19 protein-coding genes are annotated in these 21,237 nt (G+C 60.3%); 3 read left to right on the plus strand and 16 right to left on the minus strand.

Annotation, left to right across the window (positions count from 1 at the left end; genetic code table 11):
- Nucleotides 1-53: 53 nt before the first annotated feature.
- Genes trpC through ACYZTY_RS25680 form a run of 3 tightly spaced genes read right to left on the minus strand, consistent with a single transcriptional unit; the run spans nt 54 to nt 2,539 of the window.
- A complete protein-coding gene (gene trpC / locus ACYZTY_RS25670; RefSeq protein ID WP_461955964.1) occupies nt 54-890 on the minus strand; it encodes an indole-3-glycerol phosphate synthase TrpC in 837 nt (278 codons plus the stop codon).
- Entirely contained in the window at nt 887-1,936 is a 1,050-nt protein-coding gene (trpD, locus tag ACYZTY_RS25675) for an anthranilate phosphoribosyltransferase (RefSeq protein ID WP_461955965.1), read from the minus strand. The genes trpC and trpD overlap by 4 nt, the downstream gene beginning before the upstream one ends.
- Nucleotides 1,937-1,945: 9 nt before the next feature.
- The gene (locus tag ACYZTY_RS25680) at nt 1,946-2,539 is read right to left on the minus strand and encodes an aminodeoxychorismate/anthranilate synthase component II (RefSeq protein WP_033056198.1); all 594 of its coding nucleotides are present in this window, start codon (nt 2,537-2,539) and stop codon (nt 1,946-1,948) included.
- Nucleotides 2,540-2,586: 47 nt separating this feature from the next.
- Between ACYZTY_RS25680 and ACYZTY_RS25685 the strand changes: the two genes are divergently transcribed.
- Both ACYZTY_RS25685 and estP read left to right on the plus strand, forming a co-directional pair.
- Nucleotides 2,587-2,949, plus strand: coding sequence for a hypothetical protein (locus ACYZTY_RS25685; RefSeq protein ID WP_461955966.1), 363 nt, complete (start codon nt 2,587-2,589; stop codon nt 2,947-2,949).
- The gene (estP, locus tag ACYZTY_RS25690) at nt 2,946-4,853 is read left to right on the plus strand and encodes an esterase EstP (protein ID WP_461955967.1); all 1,908 of its coding nucleotides are present in this window, start codon (nt 2,946-2,948) and stop codon (nt 4,851-4,853) included. Before ACYZTY_RS25685 ends, estP begins: the two co-directional genes overlap by 4 nt.
- A gap of 182 nt (nt 4,854-5,035) precedes the next feature.
- Here estP and trpE read toward each other — a convergent pair whose 3' ends face one another.
- The 10 genes from trpE to ACYZTY_RS25740 all read right to left on the minus strand — a co-directional run bounded on the left by trpE (nt 5,036) and on the right by ACYZTY_RS25740 (nt 17,557).
- Nucleotides 5,036-6,517 carry an anthranilate synthase component I gene (gene trpE, locus ACYZTY_RS25695; RefSeq protein WP_461955968.1) on the minus strand — a complete coding sequence of 494 codons (1,482 nt, stop codon included), beginning with the start codon at nt 6,515-6,517 and terminating at the stop codon, nt 5,036-5,038.
- A 71-nt stretch (nt 6,518-6,588) separates the two neighbouring features.
- Nucleotides 6,589-7,407 carry a phosphoglycolate phosphatase gene (locus ACYZTY_RS25700; protein WP_461955969.1) on the minus strand — a complete coding sequence of 273 codons (819 nt, stop codon included), beginning with the start codon at nt 7,405-7,407 and terminating at the stop codon, nt 6,589-6,591.
- Nucleotides 7,404-8,078 (minus strand): ribulose-phosphate 3-epimerase, encoded by a 675-nt coding sequence (gene rpe, locus ACYZTY_RS25705; RefSeq protein WP_008035979.1) that lies wholly within the window; start codon nt 8,076-8,078, stop codon nt 7,404-7,406. Before rpe ends, ACYZTY_RS25700 begins: the two co-directional genes overlap by 4 nt.
- A 115-nt stretch (nt 8,079-8,193) precedes the next feature.
- On the minus strand, nt 8,194-9,342 hold the full coding sequence (locus ACYZTY_RS25710) for an iron-containing alcohol dehydrogenase (RefSeq protein ID WP_461955970.1): 1,149 nt from the start codon (nt 9,340-9,342) through the stop codon (nt 8,194-8,196).
- A 216-nt stretch (nt 9,343-9,558) separates the two neighbouring features.
- The gene (locus ACYZTY_RS25715) at nt 9,559-10,383 is read right to left on the minus strand and encodes an ABC transporter permease (protein ID WP_008084123.1); all 825 of its coding nucleotides are present in this window, start codon (nt 10,381-10,383) and stop codon (nt 9,559-9,561) included.
- Between the two features lie 12 nt (nt 10,384-10,395).
- Nucleotides 10,396-11,643, minus strand: coding sequence for an ABC transporter permease (locus ACYZTY_RS25720; RefSeq protein WP_282381944.1), 1,248 nt, complete (start codon nt 11,641-11,643; stop codon nt 10,396-10,398).
- Between the two features lie 205 nt (nt 11,644-11,848).
- Nucleotides 11,849-12,892 carry an ABC transporter substrate-binding protein gene (locus ACYZTY_RS25725; RefSeq protein WP_461955971.1) on the minus strand — a complete coding sequence of 348 codons (1,044 nt, stop codon included), beginning with the start codon at nt 12,890-12,892 and terminating at the stop codon, nt 11,849-11,851.
- 48 nt (nt 12,893-12,940) lie between these two features.
- Nucleotides 12,941-14,065, minus strand: a complete 1,125-nt coding sequence (locus ACYZTY_RS25730; protein ID WP_461955972.1) for an ABC transporter ATP-binding protein — start codon at nt 14,063-14,065, stop codon at nt 12,941-12,943.
- Nucleotides 14,066-14,391: 326 nt separating this feature from the next.
- Nucleotides 14,392-15,021, minus strand: a complete 630-nt coding sequence (locus tag ACYZTY_RS25735) for a response regulator (RefSeq protein WP_003210977.1) — start codon at nt 15,019-15,021, stop codon at nt 14,392-14,394.
- A gap of 139 nt (nt 15,022-15,160) precedes the next feature.
- Nucleotides 15,161-17,557: a PAS domain-containing sensor histidine kinase gene (locus tag ACYZTY_RS25740; RefSeq protein WP_461955973.1), complete on the minus strand. Its 2,397-nt coding sequence runs from the start codon at nt 17,555-17,557 to the stop codon at nt 15,161-15,163.
- A gap of 73 nt (nt 17,558-17,630) precedes the next feature.
- On the opposite strand from ACYZTY_RS25740, the gene ACYZTY_RS25745 reads away from it, so the two are divergent.
- The gene (locus tag ACYZTY_RS25745) at nt 17,631-18,623 is read left to right on the plus strand and encodes an alpha/beta hydrolase family protein (protein WP_461955974.1); all 993 of its coding nucleotides are present in this window, start codon (nt 17,631-17,633) and stop codon (nt 18,621-18,623) included.
- 124 nt (nt 18,624-18,747) lie between these two features.
- On the opposite strand, the gene ACYZTY_RS25750 is transcribed toward ACYZTY_RS25745, so the two are convergent.
- From ACYZTY_RS25750 to ACYZTY_RS25760, 3 genes are read right to left on the minus strand one after another with little or no spacing between them, the layout of a single operon-like run.
- Nucleotides 18,748-19,515, minus strand: coding sequence for a TerB family tellurite resistance protein (locus tag ACYZTY_RS25750; protein WP_461955975.1), 768 nt, complete (start codon nt 19,513-19,515; stop codon nt 18,748-18,750).
- Nucleotide 19,516: 1 nt separating this feature from the next.
- Entirely contained in the window at nt 19,517-20,188 is a 672-nt protein-coding gene (gene murU, locus ACYZTY_RS25755) for an N-acetylmuramate alpha-1-phosphate uridylyltransferase MurU (protein WP_461955976.1), read from the minus strand.
- Nucleotides 20,185-21,204, minus strand: coding sequence for an aminoglycoside phosphotransferase family protein (locus tag ACYZTY_RS25760; protein WP_461955977.1), 1,020 nt, complete (start codon nt 21,202-21,204; stop codon nt 20,185-20,187). Before ACYZTY_RS25760 ends, murU begins: the two co-directional genes overlap by 4 nt.
- Nucleotides 21,205-21,237: the final 33 nt, after the last annotated feature.

Genomic DNA, 21,237 nt, shown 5'->3' on the forward strand with positions numbered 1-21,237 from the left:
TCTCTTGTGGGAGCGAGCCTGCTCGCGATGGGGTCGACTCGGTCTGCGTTGAATCAGTCGAGCGTAGAACCGCCGACCGGACCGCCGCGTTCAGGAAAGAACAGACGTTGCAACTCGGTGCCCGGGCTCTCGGCGCGCATGAACGCTTCGCCCACCAGGAACGCGTACACGTCGCTGATTTCCATCAGTTCGACATCGGCCCGGTTGAGGATGCCACTTTCAGTAATCACCAAACGATCACGCGGGATCCGTGGCAACAGGTCAAGCGTGGTCTCCAGGCTGACGTCGAAGGTGTGCAGGTTGCGGTTGTTCACGCCGACCAGTGGCGTGTCGAGGGTTTTCAGGGCCCGCTCCAGCTCGTTGCCGTCGTGGACTTCCACCAGCACATCGAGACCGACGCTTTTGGCCACGGCCGCCAGCTCGGCCATCTTCACGTCATCCAGCGCGGAGACGATCAACAGCACGCAGTCAGCGCCCAAGGCTCGGGCTTCGACGATCTGGTAAGGATCGATCATGAAGTCCTTGCGGATCACCGGCAGGTTGCACGCCGCCCGGGCCTGTTGAAGATACGCATCGGCGCCCTGGAAATAATCGATATCGGTCAGCACCGACAAACACGTCGCGCCGCCCTTCTCGTAGCTTTTTGCGATGTCGGCGGGAATGAAGTGCTCGCGGATCACGCCTTTGCTCGGCGAGGCTTTCTTGATTTCGGCAATGACTGCCGGCTGTTTCTGCTTGGCCTGAGCAATCAGTGCCTTGGCGAAACCACGGGGTGCATCGGCCGCCTTGGCCAGACTTTCCAGCTCCGCCAGACTCACACGGGCGCTACGCTCGGCAACTTCCTGGACTTTGCGGGCCAGAATGTTTTCCAGAACCGTCGGTACACTCATCCCTCATTCTCCACTTTGAATACCGCGGTAAATGCACCTAACTCCTCAAGTTTTTCCCGAGCGAGGCCTGTGTGCAGCGCATCGTGCGCCAGGGCAACGCCTTCTTTCAAACTGGTCGCCAGGTCGGCCGCGTACAGCGCCGCACCGGCATTGAGCACGATCATCTCGGCGGCTTTCTGACCGCTCTCGGTCTTGCGCTTGCCCAAGGCATCGCGAATCAGCTCAAGGGACGCCGCCGGACTTTCCACTGCCAGGCCGTGCAGGCTCTGACTTTTCATACCCAGGTCTTCTGGCTCGACCCAATATTCAGTGATCTGGTCATTCTTCAGTTCTGCCACAAAGGTTGGCGCCGCCAGACTGAACTCGTCCAGGCCATCCTTTGAATGCACCACCAACACGTGCTTGCTGCCCAGTCGTTGCAAGACCTCGGCCAATGGCCGGCACAACGCCTGACTGAACACGCCCACCACCTGATGTTTCACGCCGGCCGGATTCGTAAGCGGGCCGAGCATGTTGAACAGGGTACGCAGGCCAAGATCCTTGCGCGGGCCGGCGGCGTACTTCATGGCACGGTGATGGGTCTGGGCAAACATGAAACCGATGCCGACGTTGTCGATGCAGCGCGCCACCTGGACCGGGGTCAGGTTCAGGTAGATACCGGCTGCCTCAAGCAAGTCAGCGCTACCGCTTTTGCCCGACACCGCACGGTTACCGTGCTTGGCCACGGTGCAACCCGCTGCCGCCACCACGAAGGAGGACGCCGTCGAAACGTTGAAAATGTTTGCACCATCACCGCCGGTGCCGACGACATCGACTACTCCGTCGAGGGTCTTGAGTTCGACCTTGTCCGCCAGCTCGCGCATGACCGACACCGCGCCGACGATCTCGTCGATGCTTTCGCTCTTCATGCGCATGGCCATCATGAACGCGCCGATCTGCGCATCCGAGCATTGGCCGGTCATGATTTCGCGCATCACATCGCGCATCTCATCGGTGCTGAGGTCGAGGTGATCGACGATACGGCTCAGGGCTGTCTTGATATTCATGAAAAGTCCTTAGCGCGTGCCGCCGGTTTGTTTGAGGAAGTTTGCGAACAGCTCGTGGCCCTGCTCGGTGAGGATAGACTCGGGGTGGAACTGCACACCCTCGATGTTCAATGTCTTGTGGCGCAAGCCCATGATCTCGTCAACCGAGCCGTCTTCGAGCTGGGTCCATGCGGTCAGTTCCAGGCAATCGGGCAGGGTTTCGCGTTTGACGATCAGTGAATGATAGCGGGTGACCGTCAGCGGATGGTTCAGGCCTTCGAAAACGCCCTTGTCCTCGTGGAACACCGGGCTGGTTTTGCCGTGCATGACCTGACGGGCGCGGACCACATCGCCGCCAAAGGCCTGGCCGATGGACTGATGCCCCAGGCAGACGCCCAGAATCGGCAATTTACCGCCAAAATGTTTGATCACATCAATCGACACGCCTGCTTCGTTCGGCGTGCAAGGGCCGGGGGAAACGACGATCCGCTCAGGATTGAGGGCTTCGATTTCGGCGATGGTGAGCTCATCGTTGCGCACGACTTTGACCTGGGAGCCGAGCTCACCGAGGTATTGCACAACGTTGTAAGTAAAAGAGTCGTAGTTATCGATCATCAGCAACATGGCGTTAAGAACCTCTTGAATTTACTGACTTTGAATACAGCCTTCGAATGAGTTACCCGCAGCGTCCTGCACTTTGTCAGTCGCTGGAGTCGCGCTGCAAAGCGGTTTGTCTTGCGGGTAAAGAAGGCAAAGCGGTAAAGATCCGGCCAGGCCGGCAGAAGGATTCAGGCGCGCCAACGCCAACGGGCGTGTGCCTTGATGACTTGATCCAGAAGTTTGCTGACGATCAACACGGGGAAGGTCTCATTTATACGTCTTGGCACAGTAACTTAGCTGGGCAGAGCGTGCAATATGGGGCGATGGAAGCTCTTGAAACAATTGACGGGTTCGCGCCGAACGGCAACAGGCTCTATAGTTTTTGGCACTATCGTTTTGCTCACTACAACAATAACAAACGGACTTGCTCATGATCAGACAGACGTTGGCTATACCGCTTGCCGGCTGCTTGCTCACTATGGCCTGCACCCAGGCGATCGCGGCGCCCAACCCCTATTCGAATTTCATCGTCTTCGGCGATAGCCTCAACGATGCCGGACAGTTTACCGACACGGGCGGCCCTCCCGGCTCGACCCTGCGCTTCACCAACCGCACCGGACCGGTTTACCTGGACGGCAGCGGCGAAGTCTACTCCGCCAACTCGACCCAACTGCTGGGTGGAAGGCTCGGATTTTCACCGGACCAGACGGCCGCTTCAACCTCGGCAGCACGGGCGAGCCAGGGTCTACCGGATGGTAATAACTGGGCCGTTGGCGGTTACCGCACTGACCAGATCCTCACCTCTATCACCAGCGCATCCGCCACGGGCGAACGCACACGCCCGGGCTATCTGCCGACAAACAACTTCAGCGCCGATCCGAATGCGCTGTATTACATTTCCGGGGGTGGTAACGATTTTCTTCAGGGACGTGTCCAAAGTGGCGCTCAGGCGAATGCCGCTGCGGATCGACTGGCCGACAGCGTCCAGGTTCTGCACACCGCCGGCGCCCGGTACATCGCGGTATGGCTGCTGCCCGACCTGGGTTTGACGCCCGCCATCAATGGCACGCCCCAGCAGACACCCACCTCACTACTGAGCTCTGCCTTCAACCGGCAACTGGTCACTCGACTCGCAGGGATCAATGCCGAAATCATCCCGCTGAACATTCCGCTGTTGTTGCAGGAAACTTTCGCCGATCCGGCTCGATTCGGTTTTGCTACCGGCCAGAGCCTGACGGCGACTTGCTTCAGCGGTAACAGCTGCACCGAAAACCCTGCGTATGGCATCAACAGTGCCACCCCGGATCCCACCAAGCTGATTTATAACGATGGGGTTCATCCGACCGAAGCCGGGCAAAAACTGATTTCCGACTACGCCTATTCCTTACTGGCAGCGCCTTGGGAGCTGACGTTGTTGCCGGAAATGGCCCACGCCACCTTGCGTGCGCACCAGGATGAACTGCGCAGCCAATGGCAATCGGACTGGGAGAACTGGCAGGCGGTCGGTCAATGGCGCGCCATTGTCGCCGGTGGCGGCCAGCATCTGGATGTCGATAGCCAAAACAGCGGAGCAAGCGCCGACGGCGACGGTTACAACCTGAACATCGGCGGCAGCTATCGTCTCAATGACGCCTGGCGCGTCGGTGTGGCGGCGGGTTCCTATCGTCAGAACCTGGAAGCAGGCAATAACGATTCGGACTACAAACTCAACAGCTACCTGGCCACCGCCTTCGCCCAGTTCCAGCAGAATCGCTGGTGGGCCGATGCCGCGCTGACCGGCGGCAAGCTGGATTACGACAACCTCAAACGCAAATTCGACCTGGGTGCCAGCGAAGGTGCGGAGAAAGGTGATACCGATGGAGATCTCTGGGCCTTCAGCACTCGCCTTGGCTACGACATTGCGCAACCGGGCAGCGAGTGGCACCTGTCGCCATTCATCAGCGCCGATTACGCAAAAGTGGAAGTTGATGGCTATTCGGAAAACAGCACTCGTTCCACGGCGCTGACCTTTGATGATCAGACTCGCGATTCAAAACGTCTGGGCGCCGGTCTGCAGGGTAAGTATCAGATCACCGCGCAGACTCAAGTGTTCGGCGAATACGCGTATGAGCGTGAATACGAGGATGACACTCAGAAAGTAAACATCGCGCTCAACAGCCTGCCGTCCCTGGACTTCAAACTGGACGGCTATACACCGCAAAGCCACTTGAATCGCGTGAGCCTGGGAGTCAGCCACAAGTTGACGGCTGATCTGGCGCTGCGTGGCGGATACACGTTCCGCAAGGATGATGACTTTACCCAGCAAGGGCTTACCGTTGGCGTTGCGCTGGACTTCTGATCCGTCGCACGCCAAAGGACGCATCGGTTTGCGTAGGAGCTGGCGCAGCCTGCGATCTTTTGGCGGCATTGGGGGTGACCGAGGAACAAGATCAAAAGATCGCAGCCTTCGGCAGCTCCTGCGGGGGAATGGCAGGCATAAAAAACGCGGCGCCCTCGCAGGCGCCGCGTTTTTTATGTGAATTAGTTATCCGGGGTTTGTTCGGCCAGGGCCACGGCGCGGAACATGGCGCGGCGCTTGTTCAGGGTTTCTTCCCATTCCAGCGCCGGCACCGAGTCGGCGACGATGCCGCCACCGGCCTGCACATGCAGTTCGCCGTTCTTGATCACTGCCGTGCGGATCGCAATTGCGGTGTCCATGTTGCCGTTCCAGGCGAAGTAGCCCACCGCCCCGCCGTAGACGCCACGCTTGACCGGCTCCAGTTCGTCGATGATTTCCATCGCACGAATCTTCGGAGCGCCCGACAACGTGCCCGCCGGCAGGATCGCCCGCAGTGCGTCCATCGCCGTCAGCCCGGCCTTCAATTGGCCAGTGACGTTGGAGACGATGTGCATCACGTTGGAATAACGCTCGATGACCATTTTCTCGGTGAGCTTCACCGAACCTATCTCCGAAACCCGACCGGTGTCATTACGGCCCAGGTCGATCAGCATCAAGTGCTCGGCGATTTCCTTGTGGTCCGACAGCAGGTCTTTTTCCAGTGCCAGATCCGCCTCTTCGTTGGCCCCGCGTGGGCGAGTGCCGGCAATCGGGCGCACGGTGATCAGGTTGTCTTCGACCCGCACCAGCACTTCCGGCGAACTGCCGACGACGTGGAAGTCGCCGAAGTTGAAGAAGTACATGTAAGGCGTCGGATTGAAGCAGCGCAGCGCCCGGTAAAGATCGATCGGCGCCGCCTTGAAGTCGATCGACATGCGCTGGGACGGCACGACCTGCATGCAGTCACCGGCCAGGATGTATTCCTTGATGGTGTCGACGGCTTTTTCGTAATCGTCCTGGGTGAAGCTCGAACGGAAGACAGGATCAGCCGACTGTTGCTTGCTGAAATCCAGGCCACGACGCGGGGTGATCGGCTGACGGAGTTTTTCCAGCAGCTCTTCCAGGCGTGCCTGACCTTGTTCGAAGGCATCTGCCTGCGATGGATCGGCCAGCACGATGGCGTGCATCTTGCCGGCGAGGTTGTCGAACACCACCACCGCGTCGGAGACCATCAGCAGAATGTCCGGCACGCCCAGCGGATCCGGGTTCGGGCACTTGCCCAGACGCTTCTCCACATAGCGCACGCAGTCGTAACCGAAGTAACCCACCAGACCGCCATTGAAACGAGGCAGGCCAGGGATGGTCGGCACGTTGTAGCGGGCTTTGAATTCTTCGACGAAGGCCAGCGGGTCTTCGGCTTCAAGGCTTTCGATCTCGACGCCGTCGTGGGTCACGCTGACGTGATGATCGTGAACCCGCAGCACAGTGCGGCACGGCAGGCCGATGATCGAATAACGGCCCCACTTCTCCCCGCCCTGCACCGATTCCAGCAGGTAGGAGTTCGGCTCGTCAGCCAGTTTCAGGTAGATCGACAGCGGCGTGTCAAAGTCGGCCAGGGTTTCGCAGGCCAACGGGATACGGTTATAGCCGGCAGCGGCCAAACGCAGGAATTCTTCGCGGATCATGGGGTAGCCTCGTGGCTTGAGGTGCTAACAGTCAGGTATGCAAACGCGCCGGAAAGCCGGCCAGAATCGAGTCAGGCGCGCCAACGCCAGCGGGCCAGGGCCTTGATGACTTTCATCCAGAGTTTGCGAGTGACCACCACGATGGCGTTTCCAGAAGGGGGTTGAACAGCGTCGGGCAACGTTATCTCAGCGGCCGGATCCAGGCAACCGGGAATTAGCTTGCGCAGGTCGTCGATCACCAGCGCCGGCGACTCTTCCGAAATCGGCCGGCCATGGTTGTAGCCATAGCTGAGGGCCACGCACTTGACCCCCGCCGCTTTCGCCGCCAGCACATCACTGCGCGAATCGCCGACAAACAGCGATTGCGAGGCCGGGATGTTGGCCATTTTCATCACGAAAAACAGCGCCGCCGGGTCGGGCTTCTTCTGCGGCAGGGTGTCGCCACCGATGATCCACTTGAAGTAGCGACCGATCTTCATCTGATCCAGCAGCGGCGCGACGAAGCGCTCCGGCTTGTTGGTGATCAGCGCCATCTCGACACCCTGCTTGTGCAGCCATCTCAGGGTGTCACGCACACCGGGATAAACCACGGTCAGATCATGGCTCTCGCTGTAAGCCTCCATGAAAATCTCCAGTGCGCCTTCGGCTTCACCGTCGTCGACCGTCGAATGGTCGATACCACCGGCCAGCGCACGGCGAACCAGCACCGGCGCGCCATTGCCGACCCACTCACGCACCGACTCGAGGCCGGCAGGTTGACGCCCGAGTTTGAGCAGCATGTTATCCACAGCCACCGCGAGGTCGGGGACCGAATCGATCAGCGTGCCATCCAGATCGAACATCACCAGCCGCGGCAGACGCCCCGGGAACAGCTGCTCAAAGCCACTCATGGACGAGCCAACGCCAGTTCGGAACGCATCTTTTCAATCACCTCTTGGTAGTTCGGTGCATTGAAGATCGCCGAGCCGGCGACGAAGGTGTCGGCGCCAGCCGCAGCGATTTCACGAATGTTGTTCACGTTGACGCCGCCATCGATTTCCAGGCGGATGTCCCGGCCGGAGGCATCGATCAGCGCGCGCGCTTCACGCAGCTTGTCGAGGGTGCCGGGGATGAACTTCTGCCCGCCGAAGCCCGGGTTGACGCTCATCAGCAAGATCATGTCGACCTTGTCCATCACGTACTTGAGCACGTCCAGCGGCGTCGCCGGGTTGAACACCAGGCCCGACTTGCAACCGCCCTCGCGGATCAGTTGCAGGGAACGGTCGACGTGCTGCGTGGCTTCCGGGTGGAACGTAATGTAGGTCGCGCCGGCCTCGATGAAGTCACCGACGATGCGGTCCACCGGGCTGACCATCAGGTGGGCGTCAATCGGCGCGGTCACGCCGTACTTGCGCAGCGCGGCGCAGACCATCGGGCCGATGGTCAGGTTCGGCACGTAGTGGTTGTCCATGACATCGAAGTGCACGAAGTCGGCGCCGGCGGCCAGGACGTTGTCCACTTCTTCACCCAGGCGGGCGAAGTCGGCGGAGAGAATCGACGGAGCAATGACGAAGGGCTGCATGACGCACCTTTTTTGAGCAGAATCACGATGGCGCGCATTGTATACCTCATGCTTTGACGCGCGCACTGTGACCGCGATGATTGGGCTGCCTTCGATCAATAAGTCACGACAGGCTCTAGTACGCCGCTCTGTAGATCTTCTCGATATCGACGGCACTCAATTTGCGTGGATTGTTGCGCATCAGGCGCTCGATCCCCGCGGCTTCCACGGCCATGGCCGGGATGGCGTCCTCGGGCACACCGAAGCTGCGCAGGCCTGGCGGGATCTCTACCGCCGCACACAACGCGGTCATGGCCTCCACGGCTTTGTCCGCCGCTTCATTGGCGCTCAGGTGCGCAGTCTTGACCCCCATGGCTTCGGCAATATCCTGCATGCGCTCCACGCAAGCCATCTTGTTCCAGGTCATGACGTACGGCAGCAACAAGGCGTTGCTGACCCCGTGGGCGATATTGAAACGCCCGCCCAGCGGATACGCCAACGCATGCACCGCGCCGACCCCGGCATTACCGAATGCCATGCCGGCCATCAGGCTGGCGGTGGCCATGTCTTCCCGGGCTTGCAGGTTGGACGGGTTGGCGTAGGCCTTGGGCAGTGCGTTGGCGATCAGCTTGATGGCGCCGATGGCCAAGGCATCGGTGATCGGCGAGGCGTTCAGCGACAGGTAGGATTCGATGGCATGCACCAGCGCGTCGACGCCACTGGCCGCGGTGACACTGCGCGGGCACGTCAGGGTCATCTGCGGGCTGACCAGCGCCACGTCCGGCAATAGATAGTCGCTGACAATGCCTTTCTTCAGCTGCGCGACCTTGTCGGAGAGGATCGCCACGTTGGTCACCTCCGAACCGGTGCCGGCCGTGGTCGGGATGGCAATCAGCGGCGGGCCTTTACGAGGTACCTGATCGATGCCGAACAAATCCTCCAGCGCGCCGTGATAACCGGCGTAGGCCGCGACACTTTTGGCGATGTCGATGGCGCTGCCGCCGCCGAGGCCAATCAGGCCGTCGTGCCCGCCCTCGCGGTAAACCCGCATGCAGTCTTCGACGATGGCGATTTCCGGGTCCGGCAGCACCCGGTCGAAAATCTCGTAGGTCCGATCACCCAATTGCGCCAGCGCCAGCTCGACCGTGCCAGACTTGACCAATGCAGCGTCGGTGACGATCAGCGGGTTGTCGACATCCAGGCGGGTGAGTTCGGCGGCCAGTTGCTCGATGGCACCTGCGCCGGTGATCAGTTTGTGAGCGATTTTGAAAGAGGAAAGACTCATCGTGCGCAGCCTCTTATGAGTAGGGGAGCTGGGCACAATAGTAGCTGGGGATTGGGGTTTGTCTGCTATTCAGGCTGTGAATGACCAAACATGGGAATATCACAAATCTAATGTAGGAGCGAAGCTTGCTCGCGAAGAGGCCATGTCAGTCAACATTGATGCTGAATGTTATGGCCTCTCGCGAGCAAGCTTCGCTCCTACAAAATCAAAAGCTAATCAGACCTGCGCGGTGCGCAGTTTTTCGCTGCGGCCACGCAGCCACTCAAGGGTCAGCAACAGGATCACCGAGAAAGCGATCAGCAGCGTCGCAGCGGCAGCAATCGTCGGGCTAAGGTTTTCGCGGATACCGCTGAACATCTGCCGTGGCAAGGTCGCTTGCTCGGGACCGGCGAGGAACAGCGTCACCACCACTTCATCGAACGACGTCGCGAAGGCAAACAGCGCACCCGAGATCACACCCGGCGCAATCAGCGGCAACGTCACCCGGCGGAACGCCGTCAGCGGCGAAGCCCCCAGACTGGCAGCGGCGCGCACCAGGTTGTGGTTAAACCCCTGCAAGGTCGCCGACACCGTAATGATCACAAACGGCACGCCCAACACCGCATGCACCACGATCAGCGAGAAGAAGCTGTTGCCCAGGCCCAGCGGCGCAAAGAACAGATAGCTCGCCACACCGATGATCACCACCGGCACCACCATCGGCGAAATCACCAGGGCCATGACCAGCGCCTTGCCCGGGAAATCACCGCGAGTCAGGCCGATCGCCGCCAGCGTACCGAAGATCATTGCCAGCACCGTCGCCGCCGGGGCAACGATGATGCTGTTCTTCAGTGCTCGCATCCATTCCGCCGAAGCGAAAAAGTCGTGATACCACTGCAGCGAGAAGCCTTGCAGCGGATACACCAGGAAGCTGCCCGAGTTGAACGACAGCGGAATGATCACCAGCACCGGCAGAATCAGGAACAACAGAATCAGGCCGCAGAGAATCCGCAAGCTGTAGAACCACACCCGTTCGATGGGCGACATATAAGGACTCAGCATTTCATTCTCCCCTTAGCTCAGGCGCAGGCGACTGGCGCCTACCAGCCAGCTGTAAATCAGATAAAGCACCACAGTCGCCAACAGCAGCAGCCCACCGAGTGCGGTCGCCATGCCCCAGTTGATGCTGGTGTTGGTGTAGAAGGCGACGAAGTAGCTGACCATCTGATCGTTCGGGCTGCCCAGCAAGGCCGGGGTGATGTAGTAGCCGATGGCGAGGATGAACACCAACAGGCAACCGGCGCCGACACCGGCATAGGTCTGCGGGAAGTACACCCGCCAGAAACTGGCGAACGGATGGCAGCCCAGGGAAATTGCGGCACGCATGTAAGTCGGCGAGATGCCTTTCATCACGCTGTAGATCGGCAGAATCATGAACGGCAGCAGGATGTGCACCATCGAGATGTAAACCCCGGTGCGGTTGAACACCAGCTCCAGCGGTTTATCGATGATGCCCATCGCCATCAGGCCGCTGTTTATAAGCCCGCCGGATTGCAGCAACACGATCCACGCGGCGACCCGCACCAGGATCGAAGTCCAGAACGGCAGCAGCACCAGAATCATCAGCAGGTTGCTTTGACGTGATGGCAGGTTCGCCAGCAGGTAGGCCAACGGATAAGCCAGCACCAGGCAGATCACGGTGATGATCAGGCCCATCCAGAACGTGCGGGCGAAAATGTCGAGGTAGATCGCCTGATCGGGGGTGGCCGGGGCGATTTCGCCGAGGTCGTCGATGCGGTGATCGACGGCCGCCAGCAAGTAGTACGGCGTGATGCTGCTGGTGTTGCGGCGCACCGCTTGCCAATAGGCCGGGTCGCCCCAGCGTTCGTCGAGGCCTTCCAGTGCTTCTTTATAGGAGGCCGGTTCGGTGGCAAACGGCAAGGCGCGGGCGGTTTTGGTCAGCAGGCTGCGGTAGCCGGCCAATTCCATGTTCAAGCGCTTGGACAGATCGCCCAGAGTCTGATTCTTGCGAGCTTCAGCGAGGTCTTCGCTGGCCGCTTTGTAAACCGGTTCTGCGGGCAGGCCTCGGCCGTCCCAACTGGCGATGGCTGCCACGGTGCGCGGCATGCCGCCGACCACTTCCGGGTTACCAACGCTTTTGTAGAGCAGCGCCACGATCGGCACCAGGAACACCAGCAACAGAAACAGCACCAGGGGCGCGATCAAGGCCTGAGCCTTCCAGCGGTTGATCCGCTCGGCGTGCTTGAGCCGCTGCTTCAAGGTGGGGTCAGTGCCCGCGTTCAGGGGAATGGCGGTGGCCATGGCGTACTCCGGAAATCTTTGATCGTTACAGAGGCGGCATCCTTTGACCGCGAGGCCGCCACTGTTCTTGATAACTACACATTCCCCCGTAGGAGCGAAGCTTGCTCGCGAAGGCGGCGTGTCAGTCAACATTGATGTTGAAAGTGCTGACGTCTTCGCGGGCAAGCCTCGCTCCTACAGGAGTGGATAAGCCCACGGGGTGGTCTTATTTGGCAGCCCAGGAATTGAAGCGCTGCTCCAGTTGCTCGCCGTTGTCAGCCCAGAAACTGACGTCGATCTGCACCTGGTTGGCGATGTTTTCCGGGGTAGTCGGCATGTCTTTCAGGACATCCTTGGACAGCAACGGTACGGCCTGAACGTTGGCCGGGCCGTAAGCGATGTTTTCCGAGTAGGTCTTCTGCTGCTGCGGAGCCACCGAGAACGCGATGAATTTCTTCGCCGCTTCGGCGCGCTTGGCGTCCAGACCTTTCGGAATGGCCCATGCGTCGAAGTCGTAGATACCGCCATTCCACACGACTTTCAGGTTGCTTTCTTTCTGCACGGCGGCGATCCGGCCGTTGTAGGCCGAGCTCATGACCACGTCACCGGAAGCGAGGTATTGCGGCGGTTGCGCGCCGGCTTCCCACCACTGAATGCTTGGCTTGAGTTCATCAAGCTTCTTGAACGCACGGTCCTGACCGTCCTTGCCGGCCAGCACTTTGTAGACGTCTTTCGGCGCAACGCCGTCGGCCATCAGTGCGAATTCCAGGGTGTACTTGGCGCCTTTGCGCAGGCCGCGCTTGCCCGGGAATTTCTTGGTGTCCCAGAAATCCACCCAGCTGGTCGGTGCGGAGGCCAGCTTGTCGGCGTTGTAGGCCAATACGGTCGACCACACGAAGAAACCTACGCCGCAGGGCTGGATCGCACCTTTGACGTAATCTTCGGATTTGCCGAACAGCGCAGGATCGAGTTGCTCGAACATGTCTTCGTCGCAACCGCGAGACAGTTCCGGGGATTCAACTTCCACCAGGTCCCAGGAAACGCTTTTGGTGTCGACCATGGCTTTGACCTTGGCCATCTCACCGTTGTATTCGCCCGCCACGATCTTGCCGTTGCCTGCCGCTTCCCACGGTGCGTAGAAGGCTTTGACCTGCGCCGCCTTGTTCGCCCCGCCAAAGGACACCACGGTCAAATCCGGGCCCGCCGCCATCGCGTGTGCCGCACCGATCATGCCCATGACCAAAGCGGTGAATTTCAGGGATCTCAACATTTATTGTTCTCTCCACGTGCAGGGTTGGTGTTGTTGAAGCCGGGGCGATCAGTTCGCCTCTAGAAGTGGGTCGAGCGCACGAACGTGTTCGACCTGCCAGCCAAGCGGTACCACGTCGCCAACCGCCAACTCGGGATCGAGCTCGGCAATCGGTTGTTTCACGAAGAAGTCGGTCTTGCCGCAGACTTCCAGGCGAACCCGGACGTGGTCGCCCAGATAGATGAATTCCGCCACCCTCCCTGAGAAGCGGTTGACGCAGGACTCGCTGGAGCCGTTGAGGCTCACGCGTTCCGGGCGAATCGATAGCGTGACGGGTTCGCCGGTCTTGCCGACGTTGACCGCCAGGGCTTCAACCTTCTCACCGCGACCAAGTTCGACGATGCAACGGTCGCCGGTCTGACTGTGCAAGCGGCCGTTGAGGCGGTTGTTCTCGCCGATAAAATTGGCGACGAAGGTGTTTTTCGGCTCTTCATAGAGAGTGCGCGGCGCAGCGATCTGCTGGATCTCGCCCTGGTGAAACACGGCAACACGGTCAGACATGGTCAGGGCTTCACCCTGGTCGTGGGTCACGTAGACCACGGTCACGCCGAGGCGCTGGTGCAGGTGTTTGATCTCCATCTGCATGTGTTCGCGCAGTTGTTTGTCGAGTGCGCCAAGCGGTTCGTCCATCAGCACCAGCTGCGGTTCGAACACCAACGCGCGGGCCAGTGCCACACGCTGTTGCTGACCGCCAGACAGTTGCGCAGGATAGCGTTGGGCGAAGGCGTCGAGCTGAACCATGCTCAGAACTTTCTTGACCTTGTCGCTGACATCGCTCTTGTTCAAACCGCGCACGGTCAGTGGGAACGCCAGGTTCTCGGCCACGGTCATGTGCGGGAACAACGCGTAGTTCTGGAACACCATGCCGATGTCGCGCTTGTGCGGCGGCACGTTGTTGATGGAGCGTCCGGCCAGCTGGATTTCGCCAGCGGTCGGCGTTTCGAAACCGGCGAGCATCATCAAACTGGTGGTCTTGCCGGAGCCCGATGGCCCCAGCAAGGTGAGGAACTCGCCTTTGCGAATCTCCAGGTTGAGGTCTTTGACGATCAGGTTCTCGCCGTCGTAGCTTTTTTGCACTCCACGAAAGCTGACCAGAATATCGCTGGCCCCTGCGTTTGAATCGACCTGGCTCATACCCACACCTTTTTTGTTGATGACTGCTGTGGACTAAGCCTAGTGGACACTGCCGACCACGCAAATCGGGGCGCAGGAGAGAATCGCCTCAGCCGGATGGAAGGTTGGGGGTAGGGATTGCCCTACAAGGATGGCGGGGATGGATAGGGGAAGCGGTGAGCTTCAAGCTGCAAGCCACAAGAACGGGCAAAAGCGGTTTGGAGAGATGTCGCAAATGGATATGACGACGGGATTCCTGTAGGAGCGAGGCTTGCCCGCGAAGGCGTCCGCACCGACGCCAAAAGCTTCGCGGGCAAGCCTCGCTCCTACAGGGACCGCGGTGTTGTTTAGAGGAGTTTGTGTTCCATGGCGTACTTCACCAGTTCAGCCAGGGAGGTGATGTTGAGTTTCTGCATCAGCCGCGCCTTGTGGGTGCTGATAGTCTTGCTGCTCAGGGCCAGTTGCTGGGCGATGTCGTTGACGTTGGCGCCCTGGGCCAGACGTTCGAACACCGAAAATTCGCGCTCCGAGAGCAATGAGTGCAACGGTCGCGAATCGGTCAGGCCAACTTCGAAGACCATGCGGTCGGCCAGGTCCGGGTCGATGTAACGCCCGCCCGCCGCGACTTTGCGGATCGCCGTCAGCAGCAGCGCCGGATCGCTGTCCTTGGTCGCGTAACCCGCCGCGCCGACCTTCAGCGCCCGGGCGGCCATTTGCGCTTCGTCATGCATCGACAGCACCAGGATGGCCGGCGGGTTGTTCAGCGCGCGAATCCGCGGGATCGCTTCCAGGCCATTCACGCCCGGCATGGAGATGTCCAGCAACACCACCTCGCAGGGCACATGCCGCAGGGTTTCGAGCAACTGCTCGCCATTGCTCGCCTCCCCCACCACCAGCAAGTCCTTGGCCAGGCCAATCAACTGCTTGATGCCTTCACGGACGATGGTGTGGTCTTCGGCTACCAGTACACGGATCACAGTCTTCTCCATTCTTTTTATATCAGAGCCAAAATCTATCGCGAGCAGGCTCGCTCCTACAGTGGATCTGCGGCGCTCACAAATCCCTTGTGGGAGTGAGCCTGCTCGCGATGGCGTCAGTACAGACAACAAAAATTCTTCAGGCCTCATCCACCGGCACTCGCACACTCAACGTCGTGCCTTCCCCCGGCTCACTTTCAAGCGACAACTGCCCCCCCATGATCAACACCCGCTCACGCATGCCCACCACGCCAAACGACGTCGGCCTGCCGGTGGCGGGGACAAATCCTACGCCATCATCGCTGACCGTCAGACACAACTCGTCGCCTTCCAGCGTCAATGTCAGTTCGACAGTATGCGCCTGGGCATGCCGCATGACATTGGTCAGGGCTTCCTGGAGGATTCGGAATAGTCCAATCGCCTTGGCATCACTGAGCACCGGCAGATTCTCCGGTACCTGTACCAGACACGGAATCTGCGTGCGCGCCTCGAAGCGCCGGGCCTGCCACTCGATGGCCGAGGAGATCCCGGCATCGAGAATCGGCGGTCGCAACGCGGTCGCCACATCGCGCACCAGCTGGAACAGCTGCGCAATCAGGCGTTTCATGCTGTTCAAGCGCTCATTCAGACCAGGGTCAAGCTGGGCGTAGGCCAATTCGCACATCGAGGTTTCCAGTTTGAGCACGGTCAACATCTGACCCAACTCGTCGTGAACTTCCCGGGCGATGCGCGCTTTTTCCTCTTCCCGCACACTCTCCAGGTGAGCGGACAGCTCACGCAGTTGCTCACGGGAACTGGCCAGTTCAAGTTCGATGCGCTTGCTCTCGCTGATGTCCCAGACAATCCCGTCCCAGACATAGGCGCCGTCTTCGAGCCGGCGGGTGATGGCCTTGATCTCGGCCCAGCGTTGCTCGCCCGAACGCGTGAGAATCCGCCCCTGCCACGACCAGTCACTGTCCGTATCCAGTGCATGGTCCTGAGTCTGGTGATAGCTGGCCTTGTCGTCCGGATGCACCAGACTGCGCAGGCCTTTGTCACGATGGGCCAGGGTCGCCGGCGAGTAGCCCACCAGACTCTCGCTGCCTTCACTGATGTAGGCAAAGTCGATCTGCCCTGTCACCGGCGCCCGCTCCAGGCGAAAGACCAATCCCGGGACGTTGGCGGCAATCCCCTGCAACCGGGCTTCGCTTTCCTGCAACGCCGCCAGGGCGCGACGACGCTCAGTGACGTCGTTGAGGTAGACCACCAGGTATTCGCCACCGCGAAAACGCATAAAGCTCAACGAAACATCAGTCGGCAGGATGCTGCCATCCGCTCGCACGCAATTGGTTTCGAAACTTTGCGGTCCCTCTTCGCTGGTCCGGGCGCGCTTCCACAGGTTCAGCCAGCGGTCCATGTGCAGGCCCGGCTCGAAGTCGATCAACGGCCGATCGATGATTCCTCCGGCCGGATAACCGAGCATGGTTTCAGCCGCGCGGTTGGCGTAGCGCACGTGGCTGTCCCAGTTGACCCAGAGGATGCCGACGGTGCTCTGATCGATGGAAAACTGCGTCAGACGCAACGCCTCTTCACTGGCCTCGCGCAGGGCGATGTCCTCGCGCGCCGCCAATAGACGCTGCTCCAGACTGTGCTGCTGGCGGCGTTGCCAGAACACGATGGCCATGCTGCTCAGCGTCAACACCGCCATCAGCAGGCAGAGGTTTTGCCAGAAGCCCGGGGACTCAGTCAGGCGCGGGTATTTGGGTTGCAGCCATTGGTTGTGCAGGTGTTCCAGGTCCTTGGCCGGGATCGCCCGCAGGGCGCTTTCGACGATACCGGCCAACTCTGGCTGGTCCCGGCGCGTGGCCACACGCAGCAATTGCGGCAGGCCGATGTCACCCACCACGACCAACCCGGCGAACTCTGGCTCGACGGACAAGCGCCCCAATTGCGCCTCATCGACCACGGCGTAACCAGCCTGCTGACTCAGCAACAGCTGCAAGGCCTGACGCTCGATCGGCACGCCTTGCAGATTCAGATGGGGATAGTTGCCGCGCAGATAATCGGCCGTCGCACTGGGCATGCGCACAGCGACGCGGGTTTGGCTGTCGAGTTTTTCCAACTCCACGGCACCGGTGCTTTTCTGGTCGCTGACCACCAGTTGCGGCACCCGCATGTAGGGGTCGGAAAATTGCCAGAGCCGCAGGCCGGCGGGGGTTTGGGTCAGCCCGGGGGCGATGTCGATTTCACCCTCGCGTGCGGCGGCTTCCAGTTGCTCAAGGTCAGGAAAGTTACGCCAGCTCAGCTCGACCTTGAGGGCCTTGGCCAGCCATTTCATCAACTCGACGTTGACCCCGGACAAGCGCTGCAAGCGGCGATCGTATTGCGCGTACGGCGCCTGCAACACCAGCCCCACGCGCAATTCGCCGTGCGTTGCCAGCCACAGTTGTTGCTTGGGCGACAAGGGCGCGACGTGCGTCGGTGGCGCGGAAGCCGCCCAACTCATCAAGGGAAACCACAAACAGCCGATAACCCACAGGCAGCGAAAACGCATCATCGAAGTCTCACACACTGACAAATACTGACCAACCCATTAGGCTGCCGGAATAACTTCTGGCCTGGAATATCCGATGCCCCCTGTCTACCGCCTGGCACTGCCAGCATTGTGCCTGTCGCTGATCCTGCCTTGCGCCTTTTCCGTCGAGGCGGCCGACCCGGCGCCTGCCACTGCAGAAAAACCTGCAGAAGAAAAACCGGTCGAACGCCAGCCACTGCTTGAGCGTAGTCAGGAAGAAGCGACAGCACTTGAGCGAAAAATCCCGGCGCAGGAGCAGCAACAACTGCAAGCCGGTGCCGACACCTTTCTTGCGTTGTGGAAACCGGCCAATACCGCCGAGCCCAAAGGTGCGGTGATTATCATCCCGGGCGCCGGTGAAACCGTTGACTGGCCGCAAGCTATCGGCCCGTTACGTAATAAATTGCCCGACGCGAAGTGGAGCAGCCTGAGTATCACCTTGCCCGACCTGCAAAGCGATGCCATTGCGCCCCGCGTCGTGGAAATGCCGCCAACGCTCAAGGCGCCGGAAACCGGCAGCAAGGACTCGACCACGGCGGCCCCCATCGAGCAAGCGGCCGGTGGCGAAGCGGAAGTTGCCGACAAGGCCATCGCCGAAACCACCGAGGAGCAGTCCAAGGCCGACGCTGAACGCATCTTTGCTCGAATTGATGCCGCCATTGCCTATGCCGAACAGCAAAGCGCTCGCAGCATCGTCGTGCTGGGACATGGCACCGGCGCTTATTGGGCAGCGCGTTATCTGAGCGAAAAGCAGCCGTCGCAAGTGGAGAAGTTTGTGATGGTGGCGGTGCAGACACCCGCTGCGGCGAAACCCGAGCTGGCGCAATTGACGCCAACGTTGAAGCTGCCGACCGTCGATATTTTCTACATGGATAAGCCGCTGGATCGCAACGCAGCGCTGGAACGGATGCAGGCCAGCAAGCGGTTGAAGACTTCGGCGTTCAGCCAGGTATCGCTCAAAGCGTTGCCCGGTAATGCCAAGGCTGAGCAAGAGCAACTGGTGCGCCGGGTGCGTGGGTGGTTGAATCCGCAGAATGAGGCGGACTGATAGACCGCGTCGCGCCATTCGCGGGCAAGCCTCGCTCCTACGGTTTCTGTGTCGTATGACGCGAAACCTGTAGGAGCGAGGCTTGCCCGCGAAGACGGTATCCCGGCGACACGAATCTTTCCTGCTACCGAAAATCCCGCCGCTCACGAATCAACGTGTAGGCCGTATGCAGTTCGCGAGTCTTGTCAGTCGCCTCACGCACCTGCAACGCCGTCGCCCCGCTGCCGGCAATCTTGTCCGGATGATGACGACTCAGCAGGCGTCGATAGGCACGCTTGATCTGCGCCGGCTCGCTGGTCGCCGACACCCCCAAAAGCCGCAAGGCATCCTGATACGTCAGAGCACTGCTGACTTGTGGCCGCAGGTGCGGCTCATAGTCCGCCGCCAGCGCCTGCACCTGATGGCGCGTCCAGCCCAACCACTTGCCCCATTGCGCAATCAGTTCACGCTCGGCATTGCCCGCGCGCCCATCGGCCCAGACCATCCGCCAACAGGCGCGCAGCACACCTTCCGCTGCATGTGGCTGAGCGCTCAAGCGCCGCAGATAGCCGCGCAACCGGTCGTTGCCTGACTTGCCGCGATTGAATGCAGCAATTGCCCGCCGCTTTGCAGGCTCGGTCATTTCCAGCGAATGCATTTCCTGACGTGCCTGCAGGATATGTCCTTCCCCCACTCGCCCATCGCTCTTGGCCAGCCGTCCCAGCAACACAAACAAAAGCTCATCGTTGCGCAGCATCGGACGACCGCCGAGCCTTTCACGCAAATGCCCCCAGCTTTGCAGGTGCAAGCGCCGATCCAGCGCCTGTCCCAACAAAGCGCCGAGCATGGCCCCCGGAATGCTGGCTATGGCAAAGCCCGCTCCGGCTCCAATCAGAGTCCCTGGCCACAGCATGTCAGCGTCTCGCTTCTATCAGAGTTTCAACTTCAGCCAGGCGTTCGTGCGTGCCGACATCCACCCAGTGCCCCTTCAGGCGTTCACCGGTTACTTGTCCATCGTCCATGGCTTTGCGCAGCAAGGGTGCCAGTTTGAAGGCACCGGCCGAGCAACCGTCGAACAATTGCGGATGCAGCACGGCAATGCCGCTGTAGGTCAGGGTGTCGGTGTCCGGCTGACCATCGCGCACTTGCCCGTCGACCAGCGTGAAATCGCCGGTGGGGTGATGGGCCGGGTTGGCCGCCAGCACCAGATGCGCCAACCCGGCGATGGGTTGATGCAGCACGCTGAAGTCGTAGTCAGTCCAGATGTCACCATTGACCAACAGGAAAGCCTCATCGCCCAGCAACGGCAACGCACGGAAGATCCCGCCGCCGGTTTCCAGTGGCTCACCTTCTGGCGAGTACTGAATACGCACGCCGTATTGCGAACCGTCACCCAGGTAACTTTCGATCTGCTGACCGAGCCAGGCGTGATTGATCACGATCTCGGTAAACCCGGCGATCGCCAGGGCTTTCAAGTGGTACTCGATCAGAGGCACGCCGCCGGCACGAACCAGCGGCTTTGGAGTGGTCAGGGTCAGCGGGCGCATGCGCTCGCCTTTACCGGCTGCCAGAATCATCGCCTTCATGCAGGGGCTCCAGCACGCAGGCTTAGCAGCAACACATCCAGCTCAGCCAGTTCTGGACGGCGGGCGATCACCGCTTCTACATAAGCAAAGAAGCGCGGTACATCGGCCAGGTAGCGCGGCTTGCCGTCGCGATGGCAGATGCGAGCGAAGATGCCGATCACTTTCAGGTGACGCTGCACGCCCATCAGGTCGCTGGCGCGCCGGAAGTCTTCGAAATCAGGCTGTACGGGAATGCCCAGAGCGCCTGCTTGCTGCCAGTAATCTTCCAGCCAGGCACGCACACGTTCCTCGGGCCAACTGAGGAAGGCGTCCTTGAACAGACAGGTCACGTCGTAGGTCACCGGACCATAGACCGCGTCCTGGAAATCCAGCACGCCAGGGTTCGGCTCGCTGAGCATCAGGTTGCGTGGCATGTAGTCGCGATGCACCAGCACTTTCGGCTGAGCCAGTGCGCTGTCGATCAGCAGCTCAGTCACGTTCTGCCAGAGCATCTGCTGCGCCGAATCGAACTCGATGCCCAGCTCGCGTTTCACGTACCACTCGGGGAACAGTTCCAGCTCGCGACGCAGCAATGCCACGTCATAACTTGGCAGCGGCGCAACCATCGGCAACTGTTGAAAAGCCAGCAATGCTTGCAGGGCATCCTTGAACAAATCGTCGGCATTTTCGCTGTCGATTACGTCCAGATAAGTCTTGTTGCCCAGGTCATTGAGCAAAAGAAAACCGCGCTCGAGGTCTTCGGCATAAATTTTCGGAACATTTATTCCGGATTTCGCCAGCAAAAAAGCGATATCCACGAAGGGTTTGCAGTTTTCCTGGGGCGGTGGAGCATCCATCACGACGAAACTTCGGCCCTCGCCTTCCCATCGGAAATAGCGCCGAAAACTTGCGTCGCTACTGGCCGCGGTCAATGTGGCCGGGGGTACGGCGCCCCAGCCCTGTTCTGCAAAGAGGGTTGCCAACTGCTCATCGAGCCAAACTTTCAGGTGTTGCAAACGTACATCTTGGTCAGGCATTGCAAGGGTCTCCGACGGCGCTAGCCGTCAAGC

The organism is Pseudomonas sp. LB1P83 (genome assembly GCF_054897885.1).

What these genes read in the sequence shown, in the direction of transcription:
- trpC (WP_461955964.1), bottom strand. Translation starts at nt 890, where the DNA reads ATGAGTGTACCGACGGTTCTGGAAAACATTCTGGCCCGCAAAGTCCAG.
- trpD (WP_461955965.1), bottom strand. Translation starts at nt 1,936, where the DNA reads ATGAATATCAAGACAGCCCTGAGCCGTATCGTCGATCACCTCGACCTC.
- ACYZTY_RS25680 (WP_033056198.1), bottom strand. Translation starts at nt 2,539, where the DNA reads ATGTTGCTGATGATCGATAACTACGACTCTTTTACTTACAACGTTGTG.
- ACYZTY_RS25685 (WP_461955966.1), top strand. Translation starts at nt 2,587, where the DNA reads ATGAGTTACCCGCAGCGTCCTGCACTTTGTCAGTCGCTGGAGTCGCGC.
- estP (WP_461955967.1), top strand. Translation starts at nt 2,946, where the DNA reads ATGATCAGACAGACGTTGGCTATACCGCTTGCCGGCTGCTTGCTCACT.
- trpE (WP_461955968.1), bottom strand. Translation starts at nt 6,517, where the DNA reads ATGATCCGCGAAGAATTCCTGCGTTTGGCCGCTGCCGGCTATAACCGT.
- ACYZTY_RS25700 (WP_461955969.1), bottom strand. Translation starts at nt 7,407, where the DNA reads ATGAGTGGCTTTGAGCAGCTGTTCCCGGGGCGTCTGCCGCGGCTGGTG.
- rpe (WP_008035979.1), bottom strand. Translation starts at nt 8,078, where the DNA reads ATGCAGCCCTTCGTCATTGCTCCGTCGATTCTCTCCGCCGACTTCGCC.
- ACYZTY_RS25710 (WP_461955970.1), bottom strand. Translation starts at nt 9,342, where the DNA reads ATGAGTCTTTCCTCTTTCAAAATCGCTCACAAACTGATCACCGGCGCA.
- ACYZTY_RS25715 (WP_008084123.1), bottom strand. Translation starts at nt 10,383, where the DNA reads ATGCTGAGTCCTTATATGTCGCCCATCGAACGGGTGTGGTTCTACAGC.
- ACYZTY_RS25720 (WP_282381944.1), bottom strand. Translation starts at nt 11,643, where the DNA reads ATGGCCACCGCCATTCCCCTGAACGCGGGCACTGACCCCACCTTGAAG.
- ACYZTY_RS25725 (WP_461955971.1), bottom strand. Translation starts at nt 12,892, where the DNA reads ATGTTGAGATCCCTGAAATTCACCGCTTTGGTCATGGGCATGATCGGT.
- ACYZTY_RS25730 (WP_461955972.1), bottom strand. Translation starts at nt 14,065, where the DNA reads ATGAGCCAGGTCGATTCAAACGCAGGGGCCAGCGATATTCTGGTCAGC.
- ACYZTY_RS25740 (WP_461955973.1), bottom strand. Translation starts at nt 17,557, where the DNA reads ATGATGCGTTTTCGCTGCCTGTGGGTTATCGGCTGTTTGTGGTTTCCC.
- ACYZTY_RS25745 (WP_461955974.1), top strand. Translation starts at nt 17,631, where the DNA reads ATGCCCCCTGTCTACCGCCTGGCACTGCCAGCATTGTGCCTGTCGCTG.
- ACYZTY_RS25750 (WP_461955975.1), bottom strand. Translation starts at nt 19,515, where the DNA reads ATGCTGTGGCCAGGGACTCTGATTGGAGCCGGAGCGGGCTTTGCCATA.
- murU (WP_461955976.1), bottom strand. Translation starts at nt 20,188, where the DNA reads ATGAAGGCGATGATTCTGGCAGCCGGTAAAGGCGAGCGCATGCGCCCG.
- ACYZTY_RS25760 (WP_461955977.1), bottom strand. Translation starts at nt 21,204, where the DNA reads ATGCCTGACCAAGATGTACGTTTGCAACACCTGAAAGTTTGGCTCGAT.